We start from the raw sequence: 24,874 nt of genomic DNA on the forward strand, positions 1-24,874 counted from the left end.
CGTTGCTACCGCTCCCCATGCTTCGTGCGAGGTGAACTGCGCGGCGGTCCGCGGCCCCAGAACTGAAGCGGCGATGGTCCTGGTCTTGGCTTCCCACGCGGCTTTCTCGACCTCGTTGTAGACGCCGGCGAGGGTCGCGACGTCGCCAGTACGGACGGCCTCGATCCGTACTGCTTCGTGCGCTGACAGTGTGCGGTCGTAGTTCGCGGTGATCATGGACAGGACGCTGTCGCGGGTCACGGCCTGGTCGTTGTCGTCGCCGAGTCCGACGTAGAGCCGGTTCGTCTCGCGTCCTCGGGTGGCGGCGACGTAGGCACCGGCGCGGTCGGTGGCCTCGTCGACGATGGCGTGCGCGGTGTCCACGGTCGCGCCCTGGGCGCGGTGCACGGTCGCGGCGTAGCCGAGCTGGCCGTGCTCGTGGAGGTAGTCGGCGTCGACGGTGATCCGTCCTCGGTGGCCTGCGTGCCTGAGGGTGATGCGCTGCCGTTCCTGTCCTGCAGCTACATCGGTAGTGGGGTCGGTGGAGACCTTTTCGATGGTCCAGACGTCGTTGTTCTTGACGAAGTCCTTGCCCTGGTTGACCTGCAGGGTGCGGTCGTTCTTGCGGGTGACGACGGTGTCGCCGGCATAGGCGCGCAATCCGTCGCGGAGCACGACGGACGGTGTTGTCTCGGTAATCGGGCCGATGCCGTCGGTGAGGTCGCCGGTGGCGATGCGGGCAGCCTGGGCGCGGGCGTTGAGGTCGGTGACGGTGGCGTTGTCGGTGGCGATCAGCAGCGAGGTCTTGCCGGCCTGGGTGTCGGCCATCCACGCGACGAGGGCGTCTTGGGTCATGGCTTCGGTGGTGCCGGCGGTGACACGCTTGTTCTCGAGGTACCAGTGGAACGGGGTGTCCGCACCGGTGGTGGGAGGTTCGCGCAGCGCCAGGGATGCCTCCGATTCGCCTTCCGTGCGGAAGCGGTGGACTTCCTCGAGGCGGACCGCTCCGACCTCGTTGTTAAGCAGGCGCAGCGCCCCGCCGGAGCCGATCGCACCGAGCTGCCGGTCATCTCCGATGGCCCGGACCACAGCACCATTGCGTGCGGCGACGGCGACGACGGCGGCGAGCTTCGGGGTGGTGACCATGCCGGCTTCATCGACGATGATCACATCCCCGGCCCCGAGCATGAAGGCGGGGTTCATGAAGCCCGAACGTGCGGCAGCGCCGTTGTCCTGCTGGTTCTGTTGTTGGTTGCGGTGGGTGGCCAGGAACGCGTCGATGGTCGTTGCTTCGGCTCCGAGGTCCCCCCTCATGACTGCCGCTGCGGCGGCGGTGGGGGCGAGTCCGATGACCCGTCTTCCGGTGTCGCGGACGGTGTCGGCGGCCAGGGACAGGCTCGTGGTCTTACCCGTTCCTGCCGGTCCGATGCCGAGGGTCAGCAGCTTCTCGTCGGTGGCGAACGCGCGCGCCAGGTCGATCTGTCCTATCGACAAGACCGGCCTCCCGCTCTTGGCCGCAGCTTCGGTGTGCTTCGCCAGGACTGCGTCGAAGCGTTCCATGGACACGGCCGGGATGACGGTTTTTTGTCCGGCCGCGAGGATCCTGTGCTCGGCGTTCAGAACTTCGTGGGAGGTGAACAGGGCGCTGTCTGCCTGTTGGAACTGGCTCGTTCCGTCGGCGCGATGGAACTCGCGCAGGCTTGGGGTGATGGCTTCCGGTGTGACCTGGAGGCTGTGTGTGCCGGTGACGGAGCGGGTGACCTTCTCCACGGTCTCGTCGGTGATGGTCTGCCCGGGGAAGGCTTCTTTGAGGTGTCGGCGGGTCTGGGCGATGACGTGGTTCCGGCCCCATGAAGCGCGCTTGGCGGACAGCTCGTGCACGATCTGACGGGCGTGCTCGTGCACGTTGAGCTCAGCAACACTCGGCCCAGCGGGCACGCCGGGGCCGGCACTGCGAACGTGCTCGAGGAGGGCCGGCCCGACCGGCATCCCCATCCCACCGTCGAGCCCGGTGCTGTAGTCGTGCTGCCATTCGTCGACCAGCTCGGAGAGGCGGCGGGCGCTCTTTTTCTCCGGTCGGGTCTCCAGCGTAGCTTGCTGCGCCAGGGCGATCTTTTGCTTATCGGACGGTGCGTAGCCGTGCCGTGAAGTGAACTCGGTTTCGAGCCGGTTGATCGCTCCGGCGATGTTTGTGCGCCTCGAGGAGGCTCGGTGGATGCTGTCGAGGTCGATGCCGGCGACCTCGTAAACGGGCTCTCCACTACCGGTGGATCGGGCGACGGTGCTGACGCCGAGGGATGCGCAGACCTTCTCGATGACCTTCGCGTTGTACGTCTCGGACGCGGCGACGCCCATCTTGTAGAGGGTGCGCCCATCAAGGGAGGACCACTTCCCGTCGACGCCCATGACTTTGTTCGCGATGACGACGTGGTCGTGCAGCTGCGGATCCCCGGCGCGGGAGTCGTAGTGCCGGAACTGGGTAGCGACCAGGCCGCCGTCGACGTCGATCTGGCGGACACCGTTCTTCCCGCGGCGCGTATAGGTGGCGTTGTTCTCGAGGAAGGTGATCGTCTCTTTGATTGCTTCATTGTGCGCAGCCTCGACTGCTTTGCGTGCTTCGTCGCCGCCGAGCGCCCATAGCAGGGACACCGATTTGGCGGGCGAGAACACCAGGTCATACCCTGCGACGGTCTGCTTCGACGGGGTGGTTTGCGCGGTCACGTACCGGGCCAGTTCTTCGTTGCTGCGGGCGTTCCGACCGTGGGAGTCACGGAACAACTCTCCACCGACACGGGAGCGGATCTCGTGCATGACCTCTGTCGGCAGCGCCTTGTCGGCGTTCTCCGGGCCGTTCCACGCGGGTCCGCTGGTGCGCCGGAAGCGGGCCACTTCCTCGTCGATCCGGCGCGTCATCGTCGTGTCCGCCGTCCCGTACTGGTGGTACTTTTGGCCCAGCTTTATATCGTTCGCGCTGCCGCCGGCGGCGGGGATACTCGCCGCCTCGGGGTGAAGGCCCTCGCCAAACAGGGCTTTCATCTGCGCTTCAGTAACCTCACCGGAGACCCCCAACAGTTGCTCGGAGTGTCCGACCCACTGGCCCGGAGGCATGCCCTCGACGGTGTAGTAGTCCCCCAGCTCGCGGCCCCCGGCTCGCAGCTCGTCGGCGCTGGCGACCTCGGAGGTGTAGTAGGCGTAGCCGTCCCCGGCACTGAGCTTATGGACGGTCATCACTCCACCATCCTCACCCACTCCCCCACCCCACTTGAGGCGGCACGCCGGGCAGGGTTGACCTCATTTATCGAGATGCAAGAGGTGTGACAGATTGTGCCTGTTGGAGGGTGCGAAATCGTATGGTGACGACGGAGGAGGAAACCCAGATGAGCGCCGTGGAAACAAGTACGATTGGTCCATCGAATCTCGATGCGGTTGTGCACATGAGAATGGGCGGTGGGTAACACGGTTTTTCGTTATCCACCGTGCGTTCGATTGTGTGGAACCGCAAACGGACGTTATCCACCGGGTGGGCAGCATAGAGACGTTGGGTTATCTCGGAGCTGTCCACGTGTGGTCAACGTCGGTTAGGTCCAGTCCGAGCGTCAGCGAGGTCCGCATGGGTATTCCATGGTGCCGGCGGTGACGTCGGGCATGGTTGGTGATCGGTCGGGATCGCTCCGTGGTGGGCGGTCGCTAACCGTTAGGCTTGGCAGGGAAAGTGCGTCGGATCGCAGGTCGTGGCCGCCGCAGTATCAGGTACAGGTCTTGAACGCAGGATGAGTTAAGGGGATGAGTCATCATGGCAGCACCGAGGAAGTCAGCGCAGCAGGTAGCGGCACGGGAAAAGGCGAGGGCGAAAGCTCAGGAATTGACCGAGCGGCACGAGCGGTTGATCGACCTAGCAGCGGAGTTCTTCGAGCAGGAGCAGCAGGCAGAGCAAATCCGCGCCGAGGCACGGGAGCGCGCTGACGCGATCCTGGCGAAGGCCGAGCGGGACGCGGAAGCGGCCGCGAAGGAAGCTGGCGCGAAGGTGCAGCAGATGCTCGACACCGGCGAGAGTCGCGCGGCGGTCGCCGCCCGGCTCGGGCTCAGTACCGCCAAGATGAAGCGGGCCCTGGACGGTGCCGGCACCAGCTCGTCGTCCGGAGAAGCGCGGACCGAGCCGACGCTGGCGGCAACAGCGGACGATGTCGCGGAGCAGGTTGCCGCCGAGACGAAGGCCGCCTAGCGGGTAACGCTCCAGCGGGCAGCACTGGTCGTGTCGGCGTGCAGCGCGGCCGGTGCGTGCGTACCTGGTGCGCGGCACCGGAGCCTCAGTGAGCCAGCGGAAACCAGCGCAGGTTGGGGTATCGAAGAGCAGCCCAACCGGATATCGTCCTCAGATGACGGAATTCGCTGCGCTACCACCAGAAACGAATGTCGGACCTGGTGGTGAGTTGCGCTTTGCCGTTGGCGATCCTGAGGGCCTCCGCTCCGCTAGCTGGAAGGTGCAGAGTTCGCGTCGCACACGGGACCTGTACATCGGAAGCCGTTCAGGGATGAATCAGATCAAGTTATCTCTGCATCAATCTGGTCATTGGAGGCTTGCCTACACGCGCGAGTGGTGGGAACAACAAGGGCACACTGGAAACCGTCTGCTGGCGCAGCTCTCTCCACCTGACTTCACCGGCGGAAACTGGCGGCGAGCAGTTTCTATCGTGGACCCGACGAGGAACCTACGCGCAGCGCAGGAGAGAGAACCGGAATCTTCGAGTGGAGCAATCTCCTGGTGGGCTCCAGCTCATGAAGGCTCGGCCCTCTAGTTCGAAGTCCTTATTTCAGATGGGCCGCCGGATGCAACCTTTTTTGATGGCGTAGGGATCGTCGGCAGAATCTCACTCGCCGACGGGTCAGGAGTCATGATGGTGGTCAACGAAGTTGACCCACAGAACCAGAAACGGTTTGAGGATGCGCTCGGGTATTTGGGTTGGACGTGGCACAGCTCCGATGAGGATAGGCGTTTCTTGATTCTTGATACAGGCTTTTCGACCTTGTCGCTGCGCGAAACCGAAAGATCCGAACAGCGTGGGAGCCGTGGGCTCGATGCCGGTGAGTAAGGGGCGGATGATCGGCTCGTTTCATCCGTGCTCGAGGAGGGCTGTGCGCAGCTCGACAGACTGCGCCTTGAACGTCGGCGCGGCTGAGGATTAGTGGAGCCAGTCCGGTCGGCCGGCGAGGCCGATCCGGTAGCGCGCTGCATCCACGGAGGGGCTATGCGGCCCGAGGGCCAGCTGAAAGGTCCGCAACTGCAAGCGGGTGCGCTGCAACCTGAGGCGATTTGCGAGCGATCGGTCGCCGCGGCCGGGCACCCCGGCAAGGGGAGCCACGGACGGGGAGATGACCAGCGCGCCGGCGCTTGCGATGCCGCGGTAGAAGATCCGTTCGGCTCGGTTCAGCCCGTCCGGTGCGGAGAGGAAGGTGAGGAGTTCGGCGGGGACGGGTTCGAGGTCGGGTTCCAGCGCGCGCAGGGCCTCGTCAAGTTCTCGGCGGTTGACCGGGAGATCGTTGGCTCCGAGGTTCCGCGCACTGCGGGACCAGTCGGCGACGTAGGTGTCGGCCCAGTTGCGGCCGAACCGCGGGGCAAGGTCATGGCCAACGGCCTCGTGGGCCCCGAGGAAGGCGTCGGTGAAGGCCAAGTGCACCCAGCGCAGTAGCGCGGGATCGGAGGCGGAGTAGGCGCGGCCGTCGTCGGTGGTGCCGCGGACCCGCCCGTGCATGCGGCGGACCCGTGCCGAGTCCCGCTCGGCGAGTTCCTCGGAGCCGAAGGTGGTGATGGTGAGCCAGCGCGCTGTCCCGGCGAGGCGTGCCCAGGGGTCACTGCGGTAGGAGGAGTGCCGTGCGACCCCGGCCATCGCCAGCGGGTGTGCGCCCTGTCCGAGGAGGGCCGCGACACCGCCGACCAATGTGGAAAGGCCACCGTGGACCTGCCAAACGACGCCGTCGGGTTCGAACAAGCCAGGTCCCTCTCCGACCAGGGCGATGTCGCGCACCCAGTCCGGCGCCCCGGTGGGGTCACCGGAGACCCGGGCACGAAACGCGCTGCGGACGCGGTGAGCCAACTCGGCGGGGCGCGGGATCGAGCTCACAGACATGATGCTCCAACGACGGTAGGTCGGGTACGACGGACACCCAGAATAGGACTCCACTACACAGCGTAGAACATGGCCCTGACACGCCGATGGCTGCGGTGCCCTCGCATTGTTAGAAGAGTGTTGGCGCTTCAGGGTCGAGGCCGGTGAGAAGGGGCCGGATGATCGGCTCGTTCCAGCCGTGCTCGAGGAGTGCTGTACGCAGCTCAACGGACTGCCCGTGGAACTCGGTGCGGCCGATGCCCCGCCACCGGAAAGAGGACGCGTTAGCGTGCCGTCCTTTCTGGGAGCGGTCGAGCATGTTCAGTGCCTGGGTGCCGGGCACCAGATGAGAGTCCCTGCCGGTCGTGACGTGGACGCACAGGGGTACGTCGCAGGCGTGCATGAGCACGATCCCGGAATGCAGTATTTCCCCGGTGAGATGTTCATAGGCGAAGCGTTGCGGCCGCAGGGCCCGCTGTCCGCCGTCGCGGGTAACCCAGAATCTCCCGTATCCGTCATCAGCCACGGCGCCGGTCCAGATCCAGCAGTCAGTCGGGCGCGGGCCCTTGATGACTTTCTCCCAGAACCGGTCAGCCTCTCCCCTGCGCTGCCTCATCGCCGGTTACCTTCGCCAAGTCGTCATCGGACCCGCGCCGGTCGGCGCACGATCAGCCGGCGACCTTCCATCCGCACCACGCCGACGATGACCAGTGCAGCTGCACCTATGACCAGCCACTCGGCCCACCAGGGGCTGTCGGAGACGGCAACTGGGACGAGCAGCAGGAAGAACCAGAGTGCGATCGCCAGAGCGCCGGCGACCTGGTTCCGCACCCGCGGTGGGATGGGTAACAGCAGCAAAGGCAACCGGAGGAAGGCTCGACCGAACAGGTAGCTGTATCGGATGCTCAAGGTGAGCAACCAGCGAATGAGTCGGACCACGACGACTCCTTCCGGTCCGCAAACTGGGTCTCAGAGGGAGATTCCTCAACTCACCTGAAGGACCCCCAACGGGGCTTTGCAGGGGCCCTCAGTACCTGCTGTTGTTAAAGCTTGTTTAGGCGGCGCAGAGCGAGTGATCGTGCCTCTGAGAATCCCAAGGAACGGTAGAGATGCGCAGCATCAGGTGTTGCGTGGAGATCCACGACCTCGGCATTCATCTCGTCCAGCCATGGCAATCCGGCCGCAACCACTGCACGGGCCAGTCCGCGTCCGCGCTGCTCTGGTGCCACGAAAACAGAGGACATCGACCCACTGGCGCCTCGTGGGAACCCCGGCCCGGGCAACCGATCTTCGAGCGTCACCACCGCACAGGCCGACAGTCGGTTGTTCCGGTCGTTGTCGTTGATTTCGGGCTTCTCATCGATGACGAAGGCGGCAAACGTGCCCTGGGCGATACGCGAAGCGATTGCCTCCTGCGCAGCTGGGTACCACGAGGTGTCATCGACGTCTTGTGCGCGGCCGGCGGCGCCAGCTTCTGCCATTGCACGGAACATCGCGTGCCGCAGTCTCACCAACTCGGGTGCGTCCGCTGGGAGCGCCTTCCTTACCGGTACGGAATTCGTCATGCAAGCCATTATGCAGGACCGCTCAGTTCGCCGAACACGCGTACTACGCGGTCGAGGATATTCGGAACGCATGGTTTGGGCGTCCGAAAAGGGATCCCCCACCGCGACAACGGAGCTTGCAACCCATGCGCGGCAATGAACGCTAGGTTGAGTCGTTCAGTGAGTTGAGGCTGACGCAGAAGCGTTCCGCTTCCGCATCACCGATGACTTGGCTGAGTGATTCGTGGAACCATTCCTGCCAGATTGCATCCATTTGGTTCCTGCTGACCGATCCGTTGTTGAGCAGCAAGCTGGCTATGGGGCTAGCCTCGGTTTCGTACTCGTCCTGCGGTGCGCCAGCTGCAGTGCCAGGCTCGAGGCCGTACGGATCCAAGTCGTTGATCAGCGAGATGACCTCCGCGAGTGTATTTCTCCACTTGTGCCGGTCCGGTTGCATCCCACCAGCATGCACTAAATCATTCCAAGTCAGGGATCCCTAACCGCAACACTGGGTTCTGCAACTCATACGGGGGTCTGCATAGGCGGGTGCGCTAACTAATCTTTGGTCGGACTTGCCCGGCAGTTCCACGCCTGCTCAATTCGTACAACACCTGGGTTCAGTCCGGACGTTCTCTGGCCGTTCTGTCCATAACTCATCTCAGGGCCGCTTCCGGTCTCCCCCATTGAATGCCTTCTCGGACTCGATGATCTCGTGCGCGTCCAAGATGCCGCGCTTGGAATGGGCGTCCCAGATCGAACTGCTGGCAGTCCCGCTATTGCACTCTCTTTCGTATCGAGGAACGGAGTTGTCTCTTAACCGGGGCGGATGGTGAAGAGTTGCGCAGGGGTGGTGTCCAGGACGTCGCAGATCGCGGTCAGTGTGGTGAAGCGAATGGCTTTGGCTTTGTTGGTTTTGAGGATCGACAGGTTCGCCATGGTGATACCGGTTTGGCGGGAAAGCTCCGTCAGCGTCATCCCACGCTGGGCCAGGACACAATCGAGGTGGCACTCGATGCGGTGCTTCGTCGGCTCCTCGCGCGTGCGTTCGCCTTCTGATGCTGTCAGCCCTGGTTGATCAGACAACGCCGTCTGCCTCTTCCTCGAGCCTGGCACCTGCTTTGAAAGCGGCGGAAAGGGCGAGGCTGACGACACCGGTGATGATCATAAAGAACGGCCAGCGAGGCAGGTCTACAGCGAGTCCAGCGTAGTCGGCTCCGAGCGGAAATTGGTCGCCTTGTCCGAAGATACTGGAGACCTCGAAAATGGTTCGGCCGGCAATAGTATCGAGAACACCGTAGAGGACGCCTCCGATGATGAAGACGAGGCTGAGAACTGTCAGGCTGCGTCGTACCTTACTTGAGAATGGCTGGCTGGCGGCGATTCCTCGGAGGACCCGAGTGATGAGGAGTGCCGCCACGAGGGCAATAAGAATGTAGAGCATTGCTGGTGTCGCGCCGAGGACCCGCAACCAGAAGGGGGCATCGACGAGGTACCCGGTCGTTCCTTCACGAAGCGTTGCTTCGACAATTTGGGGCATTGCGGTTAAGGGCAGCCGTGGCTCAGCTCCGCCGAAGGCAAGGAGCACGCGTCCGCCGATCACGCTGAACACTTCGAGCGCGCTACCGATCGCAGCGAGGATCGCGACAATCCAGACAATAACCACGGACAGTCTCGTCGTCCTTCGTCCTATTCGCGCTGGTGCTGTAGTAGAACTCATGGTCTCCCTCATATCGTTTTTCGATGTGTTATCGATAAACAATACGCTCCGGATCCACGTTCCCACAAGGCCGGACGCATCCGAACCGGGTTTTGAAGCCTCCTTAGGGTGACGAGACATGTCCGTAAGCCGGTCCCTCACCGCGACACTTTTTCGCCACTCCCCCGACGATAAATGTGGATCGCAGCGATAAGTGGCGTGGTTCTTGCAGCGTTCGGTGGCCCACCAGCGCCGGTGTGCCGCTCAGTTAGTCAGGGCAGGGATGATCGCGCCGGAGAACACCTGCCAGGCTAGGGCGGTCTTGGCGATGAGGCTGAGGATTATGTACGCGCGTTCGCCGTACAGGTAGTCACGCCAGGGACCGACCTGCCGGTACTGGAGCAGCTGGTTGATGGCGAAAATGTTGAAGAACAGGAACAGCGAGATGATGATCCCGTAGACGAAGGCGGGCGGTTCCGCCGCGCTCGTAGATCCGATGGACAGGAAGTAGATCAAAATGGCGATCCAGGGCACGATCCCCGCCAGTGATCCGAGGATGAAGGGTAAGAAATTGCCGCTACCGGGCCTCTCATACTTCTCTTGAAGGGCGCCGAAGCCGATCATCGCCGCATTGACGGCGAACAGGCAGATGAGGGCTGCGATGTCGGTGATTCCGGTGGTTTGCGCGATGAGCCAGATCATCACGGACGAGCTTAGCGAGTACTCGACCCAGCGGAAGTAGTTGTGTTGGACCCTCAGGCCGGCTTCGTAGCGCGGAAAGAATGCCGGTGAGGCAACCGCGAAGTGGAAGAGGGCGGACAGTGCCACGAACACCACGACGCCGGCGCCCACGTTGACCGCGAAGAGTTCCACGCGCTCGGGCGGGAGCGGGAATCCGGGCGGTCCTGCCAGGTAGTCCGCGGTGACGGGAAACGTGACCTGGTTGTCGAGCATCGCCAGGATGATCGTGAAGATCACGGCCTGCAGGAGGTGCAGCGAGCCGGCTACGACGTTGATGCGTCGCAGTCGACGGAAGCTATGAGGGCTCACATCGCTCACGTCAGCCGGACTGATGTCTGAGTTTGAGCGGGCTGCACGGGTCATGGCACTCCTGATAAGAGCGAACCTAAATCGTCCGGGGCCATCAAGCTAACATTGACCATTCAGTGTGCCTAGGAATGCTTCGTCTCTCAGCAATTAGTCTTTCAGCAGTTCTGTTGCTCTAGGCCCAGGTCCAGGTCCAGGTCCAGGTCCAACCGCAGCATCGCATCGGATCGACCGCCCACCTCCGGCCAGTTGCAGCATGCTCCCGGTGGTCGCCAGGGCGAGTGGTTCATCTGAGTCCTCCAGTAAGAGAGCGTGGCGAAGAGCGGTTCCTCTCCAGCGTCGTCAAGGCAGTCGGCACAGCAGGACGCGAACGTCGTCGATAGAACCCTTCCCATAATGGGTGAACTGTGCTTCACTTGTCAGTACATGGAGGGGAGTATCCCCTGTCCGTTCGTCGTCACTACGAGGATCCCAGCATCCTCCGGCGGACAGGGCCGATTCCGCTCGGCCGGGAGAGACCTCCAGTTGGTTCAACAACTAACTGGAAGGTGCTTATTCATGGACGTCCCGTTGTGGGTCTGGTTCGCCGTCATCGGCTTCATCCTGATTATGCTCGTCGTCGATCTCGTTGCCCACCGTAAAGCCCATGTGATCAGCGTCCGTGAGGCCGCGGCCTGGTCGGCTGTTTGGGTGTTCTTCGGCGTCGCGTTCGGCGCCATCGTGTGGCGGTTCTGGGGGGCCGAGTTCGGTCAGCAGTACTTCGCCGGCTACCTCATCGAGAAGTCCCTGGCCGTGGACAACGTCTTCGTCTGGGCCATCATCTTTACGTTCTTCGCCGTCCCCCGCGAGTACCAGCACCGGGTCCTGTTCTTCGGGGTCCTCGGCGCCCTGGTCTTCCGGGCGATCTTCATCGCCGCCGGATCCGCGATCATCGCCAGCGCCGGCTGGGTCCTCTACCTGTTCGCCGCGTTCCTGCTCTTCACCGGGTACCGGATGCTCATCCAGCGTAACGAACACATCGACCCCTCAAAATCCCGTGCCCTGAAACTCTTCCGCCGCTACGTGCCCATGACCGATGCCTTCCATGGCCAGCGGTTCCTCATCCGCAAGAACGGGATCCTGCTCGCCACCCCGCTTCTAGCGGTCCTGGTCCTGGTCGAAGTCACCGACATCGTTTTCGCCGTGGACTCCATTCCTGCGATCTTCGCCGTCACCGACGAGGTGTTCCTCGTCTTCACCGCCAACGCCTTCGCGATCCTGGGTCTGCGCGCCATGTACTTCCTCCTGGCCGACCTCATCCACCGCTTCGTGTACCTCAAGATCGGACTCGCGATCGTCCTGATCTGGGTGGGCATCAAGATGGCCCTGAAGATCGACCTCTACTACATCCCCACCACGATCTCCCTCGCCGTCATCACCACCATCCTCACCGTCTCCATCGCGGCCAGCCTCATCAAGACCCGCGGCCAGGGACGCCATGAACCACCTGCGCCCGCCGAAGCGCCCTTCCGCACCGCGGAACCCGAGGAACTGGCAGAACTCGAGCCCCTGTGGAAGCGAACCCGCCGGGAAACCACAGCCAAGGCCCCATCACCTGGCGCCTCGCGTGCCGCATCAGTCGATGCTGCGCCGGCACCTGACGCTGATCAGGATCCGGTGGACGATGCCGCACACAGCGGTGATCAAAGCACACCGGGTCGCTCCTCCAGCGGTGACCACTTCGACGCACCGCGCCACTAGCCACCGAGCTGTCGTCATCCCTCACTCGTAACAAAACCTGTCCAGGAAAGGAATCACAATGCCATCAGCGCCCACCAATCGACCCACCACACCAGTCGACCTGTACACCAGCCGCCGCACCGCCCGACGACACCCGTGGACGTTTCTCACCCAGCACGGGCATGTGTTGCTGGTCGTCGCGACGGACCCGCACCCCCTGGTCGAGAACATCGCCGCCACGGTCGGCATCAGCCCACGCAAGACACTGCAGATCCTGAAGGATCTGGAGGACACCGGGTACCTGTACCGGATGCGGGAGGGACGGCGCACCCGCTACACCATCGACCCACACAAGCACTTCCGCCACCCGGCGACCTCGCACAAGGAGATCGGTGCGCTCCTGGCGATCTTCACTCAATCGCCAGCCGATACACGCTATTAGGACCCCGGGCTACGACCAGAAGGAAACTCCTCATGAAACACCGCAGAACAGCCCTCCTCGGGTCCGGGCTCCTCCTTACAGGGGCGTTGCTGATCACCGGATGCGACGACACGCAAGTGCCGCAAGGACCGGGAGTCGAGGAGCAGGAAGACGCCGAAAACCAAGACGGCAGCCCCGACGGACAAGACGACGGACAAGACGACGGGCAGGACGAGGACAGTGACGAATAGCTCTGAGATCAGAAGCGGCGCAGTACCTCTGGCGCGCGCGAGGCCGACACCAGCAGAAGAGCAACCGTTAATGACGCCACCAGAGCAACGAGGTGCCCACGCCCATTCGTGGACTTTCCTGACGAACCACGGGCATGTCCTCATCGTGGTCGCTGGGGACCCGAGCGCCCTGGTCGATGACATAGCCGCACGGGTCGGGATCACCGGCAGGGCCACCTTGCACATCCTGAAGGACCTGGAGGACACGGGATACCTGCAGCGCATCAAGGAAGGACGGCGCACACGCTATGTCATCAACGCGCACCAGCACTTTCGCCACCCAGCGATCGCTCATCAGGAAGTCGACGCACTCCTATCGATCTTCGGATCAACCGCTACAACGACACGGAAGGACAGAACGTGAGAGCGCCCACCCGTACCCCCACCAGCATCAGGTCACTGCCGGCCGGTGTCCTGGCCCGACCTCACCGCAATGCCATGCATCGTCGGGAGATCCTTGTCTCCGAGGGGCAGGAAGCGGCGGACACGAGGATTGGAAAGAGGCCATGATCGACGGGGGCCGCCTGTTCCAGTCTGATCACCGATCACCAGAACGAGAATCAGGGCTGGGTGAAGCAGGCCAGGGCAACGCTGAGAGCATCGACGAGACTGTTGACACCGCTGCGGACGCCGCATTGCAGGTCATGGAACAGCGCATCAATGCTTTGGTTTCTACCGTCCCTACGCTCTTCCGCTACCCGCGCGGCGGTGGCGGACCATGATCATCGTTCTGACCGGAATCGACGGGGCGGGCAAGACGACGGCCGGGCAGATGCTCGCGCAGCAGCTTAGCGCGGCCGAGTATCCTGCGGTCTTCACCAAGAACAGTTCTGGGCGGCGGAGCATCACGGCCTGGTGTGGTAGGCGGAAAATCAAGCCCCCGGTGCGCCTGCTCGATACTGTCGAGACGAGTATCCGCTGCATTAACGTGCTCATCTCTCACCTGCGCGCCCGGCCAGGTAGCAGGGTCGTCATCATGGACCGATACCTGTACTGCCAGGCGGCATTGAGGCAAGCGAGGGGCCTGAAATCAGGCTGGTTCCTGCCCTTCCTGTCCAAGGCCCTGCCTACCCCCGACATCGTCTTCTACTTCGACGTGCCACCCGACATCGCCTACAGCAGGATCCGACGGCGGGCCGCGGACACCGAGACCCTCGAGCACCTCCACGCCTTCGACGAGGCCTACCGGGAGCTCGTAGAATTTCCGTCCTTCATCACCATCGACGCCAGCAACCCTGCCGGGCAACTCGTCGAGGCCATGCTGCAGGAACTCGGTGTGTGCGGTCTGGGGCTCCCCTCATGAGCACGCCCCGAAACGACGGCACAAGGGCCCCCATCAGGGCACCCCGCAGCCGATCGATGACAGGAAGCAACTTCGAGCTGATCGCATGGCTTTTCATGCGCTGGTCCGGCGCCCTCCTGGTCGTGCTGATCTTCGTGCACCTCTTCGTGAACCTCGTGCTCGGCGACGGGATCAACCAAATCGACTTCGCCTTCGTCGCCGGCAAATGGGCACACCCCTTCTGGCAATGGTTCGACCTGATCATGCTCTGGCTGGCCATGCTCCACGGCACCAACGGGCTTCGCGTCATCATCAACGACTACACCGACACCGCCCGGACACGCATGATGCTCAAAGCCGTGCTCTACACCTGCACCGCGGTCATCATCGCACTCGGTTCCCTGGTCATCTTCACCTTCGACCCCTGCCCCGCCGGAGCTTCCCCGAGCACGCTTCCCGCGCTGTGCTCGGCCGGACCACCCTAGAACTCTCACCGGCACAAGGTCTGGCCGTGCATGTCACGAAGCCGTAAACGATCACGGAAACCGCCGAAGGCAGCCGATCGGCAACCAAGTGACCGCTCGTGCCGCCAACACCGGTCGACTTCTCACCCAACTCGATGCTGAGGCCAACAACGACCGGTCCAATACACCTGTAAGGAGAAATCTGTCATGGCACTATCGGACGAAGAACGCTCCCGGTTCGAGGAGCTCGAACTGCGTTTCGCGATCGAGGATTCTGAGCGCGCCCCGCGCCTGCAACACCCAAATTTCCCGCACCCCCCACGACGTCGCAAAGCAGCGTTCATCATGATCGTCGTAGGGATGCTCACCGTGATCACCTCCATAGCACTGTCCGCCCCAGCTATAGGTGTCGCCGGTTTCGTCATCATGGTCGCCGGCGGCATCGTAGGAACACCACCGCCTCCACCAGAACAAAGGGACACATCACCGCCGGGTCCGACACGTCCGTCGGGTCCGCAGTCGAGTACGAAGCCCCTTTAAGAAGGTCGAGCTGGACGATACCTTCATGTCAGTACGCTGCCTGATCCGTCGCCGTCCGTACTGCTGGGAGCGACTCAGAACACAGGGTCCGACGCACGAACAGTAGACAGGCGAAACGCAGCACCTGCACTGCCACGGCCACGGCCTGGAGTGAGCTTGGCCGGCGGCCCTAGCCACAATAGGTGAAGTTTGCTTTACTTATTGTAATGGAGGGAAGCATCCCCATATCCAGTTCGTTGTCGCAACGAGAGTCCCTGCACTCTTCGGCGGACAGGACTGCATGCTGCGGCTGGGATAGACCTCCAGCGGGTGCAGTAATTGACTGGAAGTAGGCTCGCGTGAACAGTTCTGACCGCACATGGACCGCCGCCACCTCAAGGGCCCAGCACCCGCGTTCACCTTTACCTGGCCCTTGGAATCGAGCTCACAATCATGCCTTGGTCGTAGCGCGGCGTGTAGGAGCCTTCCAAGCCCAGGTGAGAACAAGAGCTAAGTCTGCTGTAACGATCGGCGGTGTTGTAGTGCTCGGAATGACGTTGTGTGGGTGCTCGTTCACGAACCCAATTGGTACAGGGATGAAAGACTCCTCCAGTAACGGAGTGCACGAATCAAGCGGAAACGTCCGATTGCAGAACATTCTGATTGTTGGCGAGTCCGCCGAGGAGCCTGGGCGTGTTCTGGGCACCATCATCAACGATGGTAATAAGGACCTTATGCTCGAGATCACCGTGGCGGGAGAAGCCGAAAGGATGTTAGTCCGCGGCAGGAACTCGGTTCGTCTCGAGAGTGCGGGTCCGCTTATCTTTGAGCGAGCCGGCGCTGATGCAGGGTCAGTAGTGCCAATGACCGTCACTCACGCGGGCGGTTCCTTCACCGTACTGGTGCCTGTCCTTGATGACTCCCTACCGTACTACGCTCCCTATATGCCCTAACTCATCTGTCCTCAGACCTGTCGCACCCGCTGCGCTTCTACATCACTGCCTTTGGCAGGATTCTGGAGATCAACAGCGAGACCACGCGATATGCGTTCATCGCGTCTTCCACAACCCTTTCTGCACGGCAGACGACGCAGGGCGGGTTCCGGTGCACTGACGTTCGGCGATCGCGTCGACACACGCGTGACACCACACACGAGAGAGCGAAGCAGTTTGTGAACCAGGACCACCTGAAGAGGTCTACATATCGTTTTGTCCGGGATTCGGTCTATCAGCTTTTCCACCTGCGTTCGAAGCGGCCGCTCAGCAGGGAAGACGCCTCGGGCAGGATCACAGCTTTCGTGTACGGGGACATTCTGATCCTTGCTGCGCTTATCGCGTTGTACCCACAGGACCTACTCACCTTCAAAGCTCTGACCTACATCATCGGCACTGGCGCTTCAACCTTCATCGCACACGTGCTGGCCGAACACGTCGGAATCCGGGTAGCGGCACCCGACCAAGCAACCACGTCGCACCTCAAACGTGAGGCGTGGCATGCAGTACCGATAGCATCAGCCGCGGTCGGCCCCGCACTTCTCATGACCGCCGCACTGGTGGGCTGGATTGACCCGGAGTTTGCGCTGCAACTGGCAATCCTCATCACAGTCGTCCGACTGGGCAGCCTGGGATGGGTAGTAGCACATCTTCGAAGCGAACGGGTAGTTCCTCAGACCTTCATCCTGGGCTTGGCCCTGGCCGCACTATGCCTGGCAGCCGCCCTCCTCAAAGCTCTGGTCACCGGATAGTGGCGAAGCCATCGAAACTGCTGCGCACAGAGCCACGCGAAGGGCGTCCCTGTTGAGGCACCGAGGAATTCATTCATCCTGAGCCGCGGATCCAGATCTTTACGCTCATACGGAGCAATTCGCGGCCAGCGTCCGCGAACGACCGTCCATAAGACACTTAACAGCAAGAGGACTCGGAACGGTGCGTCGTGTTCCATGGGCCGTGTCCGAGACCTATGTACTGTCACCGACGTTCGCGGTACAGTTTCGGGCTATGGCAGCTGTTGGTTATGCGCGCGTGTCGACCCGGGAGCAGAATCTCGACGGTCAGACCGATGTGCTCGAAGCTGCCGGGTGCAAAAAGGTCTTCATCGAACACGCCTCCGGCGTTCTTGCGAAGCGGCCAGCCCTCGATGACGCGCTGGACTATCTGCGTGCCGGTGACACCCTGGTCGTGACGAAGCTCGACCGACTTGGCAGGTCGGTACGGAATCTGAAGGAAGTCGTGGATGGGCTCGAGAAGCGGGGCGTCGGGTTGAAGGCGCTTTCGCAGGGTATTGATACGACGACTCCGGGCGGGCGGTTGTTTTTCCATATGCTCGCGGCGATCGCGGAGTTCGAGCACGATCTCATCGTGGAGCGTACGAAGGACGGCCTGGCTGCAGCGCGGGCTCGCGGGCGTAAAGGTGGTGGGCGGATCAAGATGAGTACGACGAAGATCCGTCAGGCGCGGGCCATGTATGACGAGAAGACATACACGGTGCAGCAGATCGCGGAGACGTTCGGGGTCTCGCGTGGGACGATCTACCGCCATCTCGGCGAAGACGTCAGGGCATAGAGGCGGACGACCGTGGTGCGGCGCAGCGTCCATGACAAGATCGACCTGCTGCGCCAGCACGACCAGGGCGTTCCGTGGACCCGTGTCGCCGCGGAGTCGGGGGTTCCGTTACGGACATTGAGCCATTGGGCCAGCACGTACCGGACCGATCCATCGTCGACCAGCCTCCGGCCAGCCCGTCGGCGTGACCGCGGTAGAAGGCGGCTTCCCGCAGAGCTCGTGGAAACTATCGAGGGTTTGGCGCTTCGCCGGCCCGAACCCAGCAAAGCCTTCATCCACCGGCGGGTAGCCGACATCGCCCGCGACCGCGGGCTCCCGGCGCCCAGCTATTCCACCGTCCGGGCGATCATCGCAGGCATCGACCCGGGCCTGCGGACCCTCGCCCATCACGGGGACGCCGCATACCGGGACAGGTTCGAACTGGCCTTCCGTCGCACCGCGGACCACCCGAACGAGCAGTGGCAGGCCGATCACACGCTGCTGGACGTCATGATCCTCGACAAGGCCGGCGACCCGGCGCGGCCGTGGCTGACCGTCGTACTCGATGACTACTCGCGTGCTGTCGCCGGCTATACCGTGTTCCTCGGTGCCCCGACTGCCGAGCAGACCGCCCTGGCACTGCATCAGGCCGTGAACCGCAAGACGCATCCCGCCTGGCCTGTGTCCGGTCTGCCCGATGTCCTCTACAGCGACCACGGCTCCGACTTCACCTCCGCCCGACTCGAACAGGTGTGCCTCGACACCCACATTCAGCTCATCCACTCACAGGTCGGCGTCCCGCAGGGCCGCGGGAAGATCGAACGCTTCTACGGCACGATCACCACCGAGTTGCTGCCCCACCTGCCCGGGTACATCCCCCACGGCACGAACGGGAAACCCGTCTCACCGCCGTCGCTGAATCTCGAGCAACTCGACGGGATCCTTGAACGCTTCATCGTCACCGAGTACAACCAGCGCAATCACTCCCAGACCGGCGACACACCCGCACACCGTTGGGCCTCCTCCGGTTTCATCCCGCGCAGCCCCGCCCGGCCCGAAGACCTAGACCTGCTCCTCCTCACTGCAGCTGCCACCCGGAAAGTGCAGCGCGACGGCGTGCAGTTCGCCTCCACCCGATACATCTCACCCATCCTCGCCGCCTATGTCGGTGAGCATGTCACCGTGCGCTTCACCCCCCGCGATGTCGGCGAGATCCGCGTCTACTTCAACAACGAGTACCTCTGCCGCGCTATCGCCCCCGAGCTCGCCGCCGAACACGTCTCCCTAGAGGAGCTCCGGGCTGCCCGCGCCACGCGCCGGCGTGAGCTCAAACAGCAACTCCGGCAACGCCGCAGTCTCGCTGACGCGCTCCCTACCGACACCCGCTACACACCGATCGATCCATCACACCTGACCGGGCTGACCGACTCGAGCGACGCGGAATCCACTCCAGCGCCGCCGCCCGTAGAGGTAGCTCCCCGACAGAACAGATTGCGTCTCTATGCGACCGACTAACGCCAAGCACACAGTCCTCTTCGGCAAAGATGACGACGGCCGCCGCTTCCTGACCGGCGACTTCGCCGAGGTCAACGACGACGCCCCACCACTACCGACCCGTCCCCCTTTCCTCAGTACCAGGGAGCACCGCCGCTTCACCGAGTTCGCCGACGCCGTCCGAACCCACCGCTACATCGGGCTGTGCTGGGGACCGCCCGGCATCGGCAAAACCCTTTCCGCCCGGCACTACGCAGCCGCCGACGACTGGGAACAATGGCACACCCTGTTCGCCGACCAGCTCGGCCCCGTGCCGCCCGCGGTCCTCCAAGCGCGCACAGCGTTCTTCACCCCCACCGTCGCCGCCACCGTCCGGCAAATCGACACCGGCTTCCCGAAAGCCTGCCAACAGATCTCCTTCGCAGTCGACTACGCCGAACACGGCGTCGTCGACCCCTACGTCCACACCGAATCCCGATCGAGTGGCCGCACCGAACTCCTCATCATCGATGAAGCTGACCGGCTCAAGGCCACTGGCCTCGAACAAGTCCGCGACTACTTCGACCGCCACCACATGGGCGTCATCCTCATCGGGATGCCCGGCATCGAGAAAAGACTCGCCCGCTACCCCCAGCTCTACAGCCGCATCGGATTCGCCCACGAATACCGACCACTCACCCCAGAGGAGCTCACCGCCGTCCTCACCCAACGACTCCCCGCCAGCACCACAACAACCGACCCCCTCGCACAAACCACCGCGATCGCGACCATCGTCCGCATCACCGCCGGGAACTTCCGCCTCGTTGATCGACTCATCACCCAAATCCAACGCATCCAGGCCCTCAACAACCTCGACACACTCACCCCCGAGGTTGTCGACGCCGCCCGCGAAGCACTCCTCATCGGCCACTGAATTCCGCGCAAACAACGCCACTTACCGCTGCGATTCACAGACGATAAAAATGCCATATGAAACCTGGGTTTTCAGATTCGCGTTTACCCCGCCCGTGAAACTGTCTCGCTTAGGTCACTCTAGCGCTACAGTGAGAACCATGGCCGGACACATCATCGGATACGCACGCGTCTCCACGAACGAACAAGACCTCACCGCGCAACGCAATGGGCTTGCCGCACTCAATGTCCCCGAAGACCTGATCTACGTCGACCACGGACTCACCGGCACCAACCGCGAACGCCCAGGACTCCGCGAAGCCCTCGCCGCCTGCAGAGCCGGCGACACCCTCGTCATCACCAAACTCGACCGACTCGCCCGATCGCTGCCGGATGCCCGAGACATCATCGAAGACCTCACCAAGAGAGGGATCAAGCTCAGCATCGGCGGATCCGTCCACGACCCCACCGACCCCGTCGGCCGTCTCCTCTTCAACGTCCTCGCCATGGTCGCCGAATTCGAATCAGACCTCATCCGCGCCCGCACCCGCGAAGGCATGCAAGTCGCCAAAGCCAAAGGCAGACTCCGCGGCAAACAACCCAAACTCACCAAGTCCCAAGAAGCACACCTCATCTCCCTATATAAGGGAGGACAACACACCACCACCGAAATCGCCGAACTCTTCAAAGTCGCCAGGAGCACGGTGTACCGGATCGTCCAACGGACTGCCTAGGTCCGGGGCTGCCCCAGGCTAAGCCGATCCGCAAAGTCCAACGTTGTCCGCAGCGATAAACAAATCCTCATATGGTGGGAGTGAATGAAACTTCCCGAGCGGGGCCGCGGTTCAAACGGTTTCGACATTTGATTGATCGATCCAGCGAGCTAGCAGGCTAAAGGCCGCCAATTGTTCGAGGGCAAGCTGTTCGATTCCGCCATCCTCCTGTGGGGGCAGATGCATCCCTGGATTACGTATTGCCGTGTAGAGCCCGTCGGCAAAGGCTCTGGCGCCTCGGTGAAGGTTCTGGTAGGTCTTCCCACCGTCGTCCTTCATCAGTCGAAGGCGGGATCCATTTTTCTTTGGAGCGTCCAATGAGAATGCCTCGTTGAATAAGGCTGTTTCGGAGACATCCATGCGATTCAGCTTGGCCTGAGTCTCTGCGTTGATTCGAATTGCCGCTTGCATCACTGCTTGATGGAAGTGGCCAGTACTCCAATATGATCGGCCGTTTTCCCACGCCCATGGATGTAGATTGGCTGCATCCATGTCGGGAGCGTTGTCGCCCAGATTCTCAGCAAGCTCCGCAGAGCGCTGCAGGGCAACCTTGGCCCGTGAAACTTGGTCGCGGAGCCAATCGTATTCGCTGTCGGGCACGGGGCGGCCTCTAGCCCAGCTAGGTAAGACCCTATCCAGAATTTGCTCTACAACGTGAGCGCCTTGTGCTGCCTCTATATCAGAGCCGCGCATACGTGAACCAATGAAGAATACGCCACCACCGTCGTTCTCATAGGGAACTTGTTCGGTCACGTTCAGAAAGGAATCGATCTCATCGACGGCCCATTCCGGGTTTAACTTGGTCATGGGACCATTCTGCCTTCTAATGCTGACAGCACTATTAGAGGTCTGGCGAACTGGCGAGGGCTCGAATCCATGGCGCCGAGCAGGGCCAACCGCAGATGCGAACGTTGTGCCACCCGAAACTTGGTGACTCGACCACAGCATCGCGACCGCTCACTCCTAATCTTCTATGGCCGAGAGCCATGACCGCAGGGATGCTTCCATTGATCTGATCGTCCCTACAGCAGACAGCAGAGCCTTAGAAGTAGGCACCAGTTTGCTGGACATTTTCGGCATCTGATGTGCAATGCCTTCGAGCTCGGCAGTGTCCATTTCCTCTAACTGATTGGCCATGGAGCGAAGGGTTTCCATTAGATCCTGGGGAGCCTCTTGCGAACCTATGTCTGAGTACAGACTCAGGCTCCGGTTCAGATTGGTCATGAGATGATCCCACGTAGTGATGGCGGCACGTGCACTGACCGTGAGCCGCTCATTCGGTTCTTTTAGAGTGTTGCCGACTAGAACCATTGAAGCTCGTAGTTGTGTTGGATTCTGGGCCTGGAATCTGCCGATAGTATTCTGCAATTCGTCTGCTAGGTCCGTGAAGTTCTCCAGAAACGTAGAGAGCGTTCGCTCGGCTTGGGGCATCAGCTCTTCGACATTCGCAAGGTATTCATCAAGCCCCGGTTCTGGTTCACCCTCTGGCTGCTGATCTGCGCTGAGATCGTTCGCCGCTTCAGGGGTTGATTCCCGGTCTACGATGATCTTCTCAAGGTTCTCAGCGACGACCTCGACAAGATTCGCGTAGTCCGCAGAACCGCGGTCTGCGCGGCGCGCTGCGGTGACATCGAGGTGGAGAGTTGCCTGTAACCGTTCGACGATTGGGTCAGTCAGCGTTTCCGAATGAAGCGTCGGTGGCGTGATCCAAATCAATGGCAACAGAAGTTGTTCCGAACCGTTCCGTTGTGCGGCCTCGGAAAAGGAAGTAAATTCTCGTCTACACCCTTCGCTCTTGAGATAGCGAGGGGTGATAAAGGGCACCAAGAAGGTAGATGCTTGCAGTTCGTCATCCAGCCTCGACCATAGGTCATCACCCCATCGAACGTCTTTGACATCAAGAAATAGTTGGACTGTCCTTCCGTGTATTCCTTCGAGAGCGTCAACCACGTCCGTCGCGAACTGCCGGATGTCACCGCCAGTGCTTGACTCTTGGTCTTGGTGGCTGTAGCTGACAAATATTTTGGCTTCTTCAAGGACAGGCACGGTATCTACTTCCTGAAATCCGGACGAGGGGTGAGGAACAACAGCAGAGCTTTGGACGGATGCTTCTTCGGGTGAATGCCACAACTGGATTTGGGATAGCGCATTCAAGGGCAGTGCCCACAGATCGTCGTCGAAGGCAACGGCTTGTTCACCAGTACCAATTACAAATCCTCGGTGGAACCGATCTCCGTAGTAGTTTTTGAACGCGCGGATGCCTCTGAAATGGCTAGAAGAGACGACGCCGGATGCTTTTATCTCGATCGCGACAAGACGCCCTCGAGCATCCTGCAGCACGAGGTCAACTTCGCTAGTGCGGCCGTTCTTGTTCTCCCTCCAATGACTCAGCGTTACGGTGGTTTCCGCCCAGCCAAGGTGAGCTTTAATTTGCTGAACAACGTGGGCTTCCAACATTCCACCTCGAGTAGAGGCTTCGGCCATCGTCCGATCAGTAGCGAAAAGCACCGATCCGGAGAGTGCTGAGTCAGCGGGATAACACTTGGCTGTTGACCGTACCGATTTCTTTGACGGCCTGTGAAAGTTGGGAAGCTCGTCTACTAGGAACCGACGCTCGAGAATGTCTATATAGCGGTTGACTGTTCGAACGTCGATGCCGATTGACCTGGCAATGGCCGTGGTATTCAGCTCTCCTCCTGGATGCATCAGAAGATGAGTTAGGACGTCGTGAGCGATACGTGAATCCATCCTTTCCTCCGGCATTACGTCGTCGGTCAGGAGCGACCTGATATCTTGCCCAATTTGGCGATGCAGAGTAGCGGTCGAGCGTTCCGCATTCATTATTCGGTATCGGGGAAGACCTCCGCGAATAATCCGCTCCTCCCAATTGAGTGGTAGGGGCACTGACAAGCCCGTTTGAGGAATTCCGTCGAACAATTGATCAACGACGGACCATGGGCCTGACTCCGCGGCTGTTATCTCGGCTTCACTGAGGGGTTCGAGGGTTAATCGAGATGCACGTCGAGCGAGAGGATCCGTTCCACCTAGTCCGGTTTGACCGATTGCCGCAGAACCCGTCAGGACACACCGCACTGATTCGTCAGTTTCGTCGAGGAGTGCTTTGAGCGCTACTGGTAGCTCCGGCAGGAGTTGAGCTTCATCGATAGCAAAAGGCCTAGGTAAGCTCCTCAGCCAAGCCAACGGGTTCTCGGAGGCTGCAGCTAGTTGAGTGGGGTCAGTCATCGTGAAGCTGGCCGAGACAAAGTTTGCATTCTTCAGCTCCCGCAAGAGCCAAGTTTTACCAACGGCACGCGCTCCCTCGACGATGACTACGGGGGTAGTCTCAATCTGTTCAATGAGGGTGGGCTGAAGAAACCTCTGTATGTGCATGATTGCCATCATACATGCAATGGGTAAAAGATTCTACATAGAATGCATGAAAGCACTCATGCCTTGCCTGCTGAAGCAGCCTCGCATCGCCGGGTAGAACTCGGCTTCCCACACATCGAGATGTCCCATCATCGGCATTCACCCCTCTTCTACGGGTCGCGGACACGATTGACCTTAGCTAGACGCACCGAACATCGAGTCTTGGGTCGAATGGTCAGGTAGTTTTGCCTGATGGCACTGAACGGTCCCTTGAGCATTCACCAGATCAGGACGGGAGCATTATCGGCGACGCCAGGTGCGGTTGAAGAGGTACTGAAGGAGAATTACTACAGGGTTGATCCCGCAGAGTATTTCGAACGCCGGCTCTGGGGAATAATTGCACTTGTTGACATGGAGCCCGGTTCGGTTAGGTGGGACCGCTCCGATCAGGCATCACTCTTCGGACAGTTCCAGTCCGTGCTCCAAGACAAGAAGTTCGCACTGGACGTCCCGGCCGGGGACACTCTCAGCAGCAGAACCATGGCTTCTATTGAGAGTTACACCTTGATGCAGCACGTCATCGAAACTGCATTGCGACTGTTTGTGGCTGGCCAAGATAGAGCCACAGGTAACAGCCCGATGACAAATCTGTTGAACATCAGGCAGAGCTCGGATCTTCGAGATCCCATCAAGCCTCTGCTTGGAGCAAATGCCCGGCATGCGGTCTCCCAAGTAATTTTCC

The 24,874-nt window shown here is 61.5% G+C and carries 27 protein-coding genes; 15 read left to right on the top strand and 12 right to left on the bottom strand.

The annotated features are described in order from the left end of the window. Positions 1-3,207 (bottom strand): MobF family relaxase (gene mobF, locus DDA93_RS14685; RefSeq protein WP_116779177.1); only part of this gene is annotated, 3,207 nt, incomplete at its 3' end. A 565-nt stretch (positions 3,208-3,772) separates the two neighbouring features. Between mobF and DDA93_RS14690 the strand changes: the two genes are divergently transcribed. Next, the gene (locus tag DDA93_RS14690; protein WP_024475816.1) at positions 3,773-4,201 is read left to right on the top strand and encodes a hypothetical protein; all 429 of its coding nucleotides are present in this window, start codon (positions 3,773-3,775) and stop codon (positions 4,199-4,201) included. 958 nt (positions 4,202-5,159) lie between these two features. Here the strand turns inward: DDA93_RS14690 and DDA93_RS14700 are convergent. The 9 genes from DDA93_RS14700 to DDA93_RS17030 form a co-directional block, all read right to left on the bottom strand. Then, positions 5,160-6,098, bottom strand: a complete 939-nt coding sequence (locus DDA93_RS14700) for an oxygenase MpaB family protein (RefSeq protein ID WP_051317594.1) — start codon at positions 6,096-6,098, stop codon at positions 5,160-5,162. 115 nt (positions 6,099-6,213) lie between these two features. Continuing rightward, positions 6,214-6,699, bottom strand: a complete 486-nt coding sequence (locus DDA93_RS14705; RefSeq protein ID WP_024475813.1) for a hypothetical protein — start codon at positions 6,697-6,699, stop codon at positions 6,214-6,216. A 23-nt stretch (positions 6,700-6,722) separates the two neighbouring features. Beyond that, positions 6,723-7,022 (bottom strand): hypothetical protein, encoded by a 300-nt coding sequence (locus DDA93_RS14710; protein WP_024475812.1) that lies wholly within the window; start codon positions 7,020-7,022, stop codon positions 6,723-6,725. A 104-nt stretch (positions 7,023-7,126) separates the two neighbouring features. Then, a complete protein-coding gene (locus tag DDA93_RS14715) occupies positions 7,127-7,648 on the bottom strand; it encodes a GNAT family N-acetyltransferase (protein ID WP_035746941.1) in 522 nt (173 codons plus the stop codon). Between the two features lie 142 nt (positions 7,649-7,790). Then, positions 7,791-8,084, bottom strand: a complete 294-nt coding sequence (locus tag DDA93_RS14720) for a hypothetical protein (RefSeq protein ID WP_024475810.1) — start codon at positions 8,082-8,084, stop codon at positions 7,791-7,793. A 356-nt stretch (positions 8,085-8,440) separates the two neighbouring features. Further along, a complete protein-coding gene (locus DDA93_RS16900; protein ID WP_024475809.1) occupies positions 8,441-8,710 on the bottom strand; it encodes a helix-turn-helix transcriptional regulator in 270 nt (89 codons plus the stop codon). Then, positions 8,703-9,344, bottom strand: coding sequence for a DUF2975 domain-containing protein (locus DDA93_RS14730; protein ID WP_133185560.1), 642 nt, complete (start codon positions 9,342-9,344; stop codon positions 8,703-8,705). Before DDA93_RS14730 ends, DDA93_RS16900 begins: the two co-directional genes overlap by 8 nt. 243 nt (positions 9,345-9,587) lie before the next feature. Next, positions 9,588-10,427 (bottom strand): heliorhodopsin HeR, encoded by an 840-nt coding sequence (heR, locus tag DDA93_RS14735; protein WP_019483732.1) that lies wholly within the window; start codon positions 10,425-10,427, stop codon positions 9,588-9,590. 101 nt (positions 10,428-10,528) lie between these two features. Further along, entirely contained in the window at positions 10,529-10,660 is a 132-nt protein-coding gene (locus DDA93_RS17030) for a hypothetical protein (protein ID WP_272944176.1), read from the bottom strand. Between the two features lie 268 nt (positions 10,661-10,928). Between DDA93_RS17030 and DDA93_RS14745 the strand changes: the two genes are divergently transcribed. The 13 genes from DDA93_RS14745 (at position 10,929) to DDA93_RS14810 (ending at position 20,724) form a co-directional block, all read left to right on the top strand. Next, positions 10,929-12,110, top strand: coding sequence for a TerC family protein (locus DDA93_RS14745; RefSeq protein WP_019483733.1), 1,182 nt, complete (start codon positions 10,929-10,931; stop codon positions 12,108-12,110). A gap of 58 nt (positions 12,111-12,168) precedes the next feature. Further along, the gene (locus tag DDA93_RS14750) at positions 12,169-12,531 is read left to right on the top strand and encodes a winged helix-turn-helix domain-containing protein (protein ID WP_019483734.1); all 363 of its coding nucleotides are present in this window, start codon (positions 12,169-12,171) and stop codon (positions 12,529-12,531) included. A 32-nt stretch (positions 12,532-12,563) separates the two neighbouring features. After that, positions 12,564-12,761: a hypothetical protein gene (locus DDA93_RS14755; protein ID WP_019483735.1), complete on the top strand. Its 198-nt coding sequence runs from the start codon at positions 12,564-12,566 to the stop codon at positions 12,759-12,761. A gap of 70 nt (positions 12,762-12,831) precedes the next feature. Next, positions 12,832-13,164 carry a winged helix-turn-helix domain-containing protein gene (locus DDA93_RS14760; RefSeq protein WP_019483736.1) on the top strand — a complete coding sequence of 111 codons (333 nt, stop codon included), beginning with the start codon at positions 12,832-12,834 and terminating at the stop codon, positions 13,162-13,164. Between the two features lie 142 nt (positions 13,165-13,306). Further along, the gene (locus DDA93_RS14765) at positions 13,307-13,522 is read left to right on the top strand and encodes a hypothetical protein (RefSeq protein ID WP_019483737.1); all 216 of its coding nucleotides are present in this window, start codon (positions 13,307-13,309) and stop codon (positions 13,520-13,522) included. Next, entirely contained in the window at positions 13,519-14,103 is a 585-nt protein-coding gene (locus DDA93_RS14770) for a dTMP kinase (RefSeq protein ID WP_019483738.1), read from the top strand. The genes DDA93_RS14765 and DDA93_RS14770 overlap by 4 nt, the downstream gene beginning before the upstream one ends. Beyond that, positions 14,100-14,567 (top strand): succinate dehydrogenase hydrophobic membrane anchor subunit, encoded by a 468-nt coding sequence (locus tag DDA93_RS14775; protein ID WP_024475805.1) that lies wholly within the window; start codon positions 14,100-14,102, stop codon positions 14,565-14,567. The genes DDA93_RS14770 and DDA93_RS14775 overlap by 4 nt, the downstream gene beginning before the upstream one ends. Before the next feature lie 186 nt (positions 14,568-14,753). Continuing rightward, positions 14,754-15,086, top strand: a complete 333-nt coding sequence (locus DDA93_RS14780; protein WP_084442800.1) for a DUF3040 domain-containing protein — start codon at positions 14,754-14,756, stop codon at positions 15,084-15,086. 1,276 nt (positions 15,087-16,362) lie between these two features. After that, positions 16,363-16,809 carry a hypothetical protein gene (locus tag DDA93_RS14790; protein ID WP_237715320.1) on the top strand — a complete coding sequence of 149 codons (447 nt, stop codon included), beginning with the start codon at positions 16,363-16,365 and terminating at the stop codon, positions 16,807-16,809. Positions 16,810-17,062: 253 nt separating this feature from the next. Continuing rightward, entirely contained in the window at positions 17,063-17,626 is a 564-nt protein-coding gene (locus DDA93_RS14795; protein WP_024475803.1) for a recombinase family protein, read from the top strand. Positions 17,627-17,638: 12 nt separating this feature from the next. Continuing rightward, positions 17,639-19,120, top strand: a complete 1,482-nt coding sequence (locus DDA93_RS14800) for a Mu transposase C-terminal domain-containing protein (protein ID WP_116779179.1) — start codon at positions 17,639-17,641, stop codon at positions 19,118-19,120. After that, a complete protein-coding gene (locus tag DDA93_RS14805) occupies positions 19,107-20,012 on the top strand; it encodes an AAA family ATPase (protein ID WP_024475801.1) in 906 nt (301 codons plus the stop codon). Before DDA93_RS14800 ends, DDA93_RS14805 begins: the two co-directional genes overlap by 14 nt. A gap of 139 nt (positions 20,013-20,151) precedes the next feature. Further along, positions 20,152-20,724 (top strand): recombinase family protein, encoded by a 573-nt coding sequence (locus DDA93_RS14810; RefSeq protein ID WP_024475800.1) that lies wholly within the window; start codon positions 20,152-20,154, stop codon positions 20,722-20,724. A gap of 111 nt (positions 20,725-20,835) precedes the next feature. On the opposite strand, the gene DDA93_RS14815 is transcribed toward DDA93_RS14810, so the two are convergent. Together DDA93_RS14815 and DDA93_RS14820 are read right to left on the bottom strand one after the other, a co-directional pair. Then, a complete protein-coding gene (locus DDA93_RS14815; protein WP_024475799.1) occupies positions 20,836-21,570 on the bottom strand; it encodes a TIGR02391 family protein in 735 nt (244 codons plus the stop codon). 156 nt (positions 21,571-21,726) lie between these two features. Next, on the bottom strand, positions 21,727-23,511 hold the full coding sequence (locus DDA93_RS14820; protein ID WP_237742076.1) for a DUF4143 domain-containing protein: 1,785 nt from the start codon (positions 23,509-23,511) through the stop codon (positions 21,727-21,729). An 873-nt stretch (positions 23,512-24,384) separates the two neighbouring features. Between DDA93_RS14820 and DDA93_RS14825 the strand changes: the two genes are divergently transcribed. Beyond that, positions 24,385-24,874 (top strand): hypothetical protein (locus tag DDA93_RS14825; RefSeq protein WP_133185562.1); only part of this gene is annotated, 490 nt, incomplete at its 3' end.

It is taken from the genome of Arthrobacter sp. Bz4 (genome assembly GCF_003075455.1).
Taxonomy (GTDB): domain Bacteria; phylum Actinomycetota; class Actinomycetes; order Actinomycetales; family Micrococcaceae; genus Arthrobacter_D.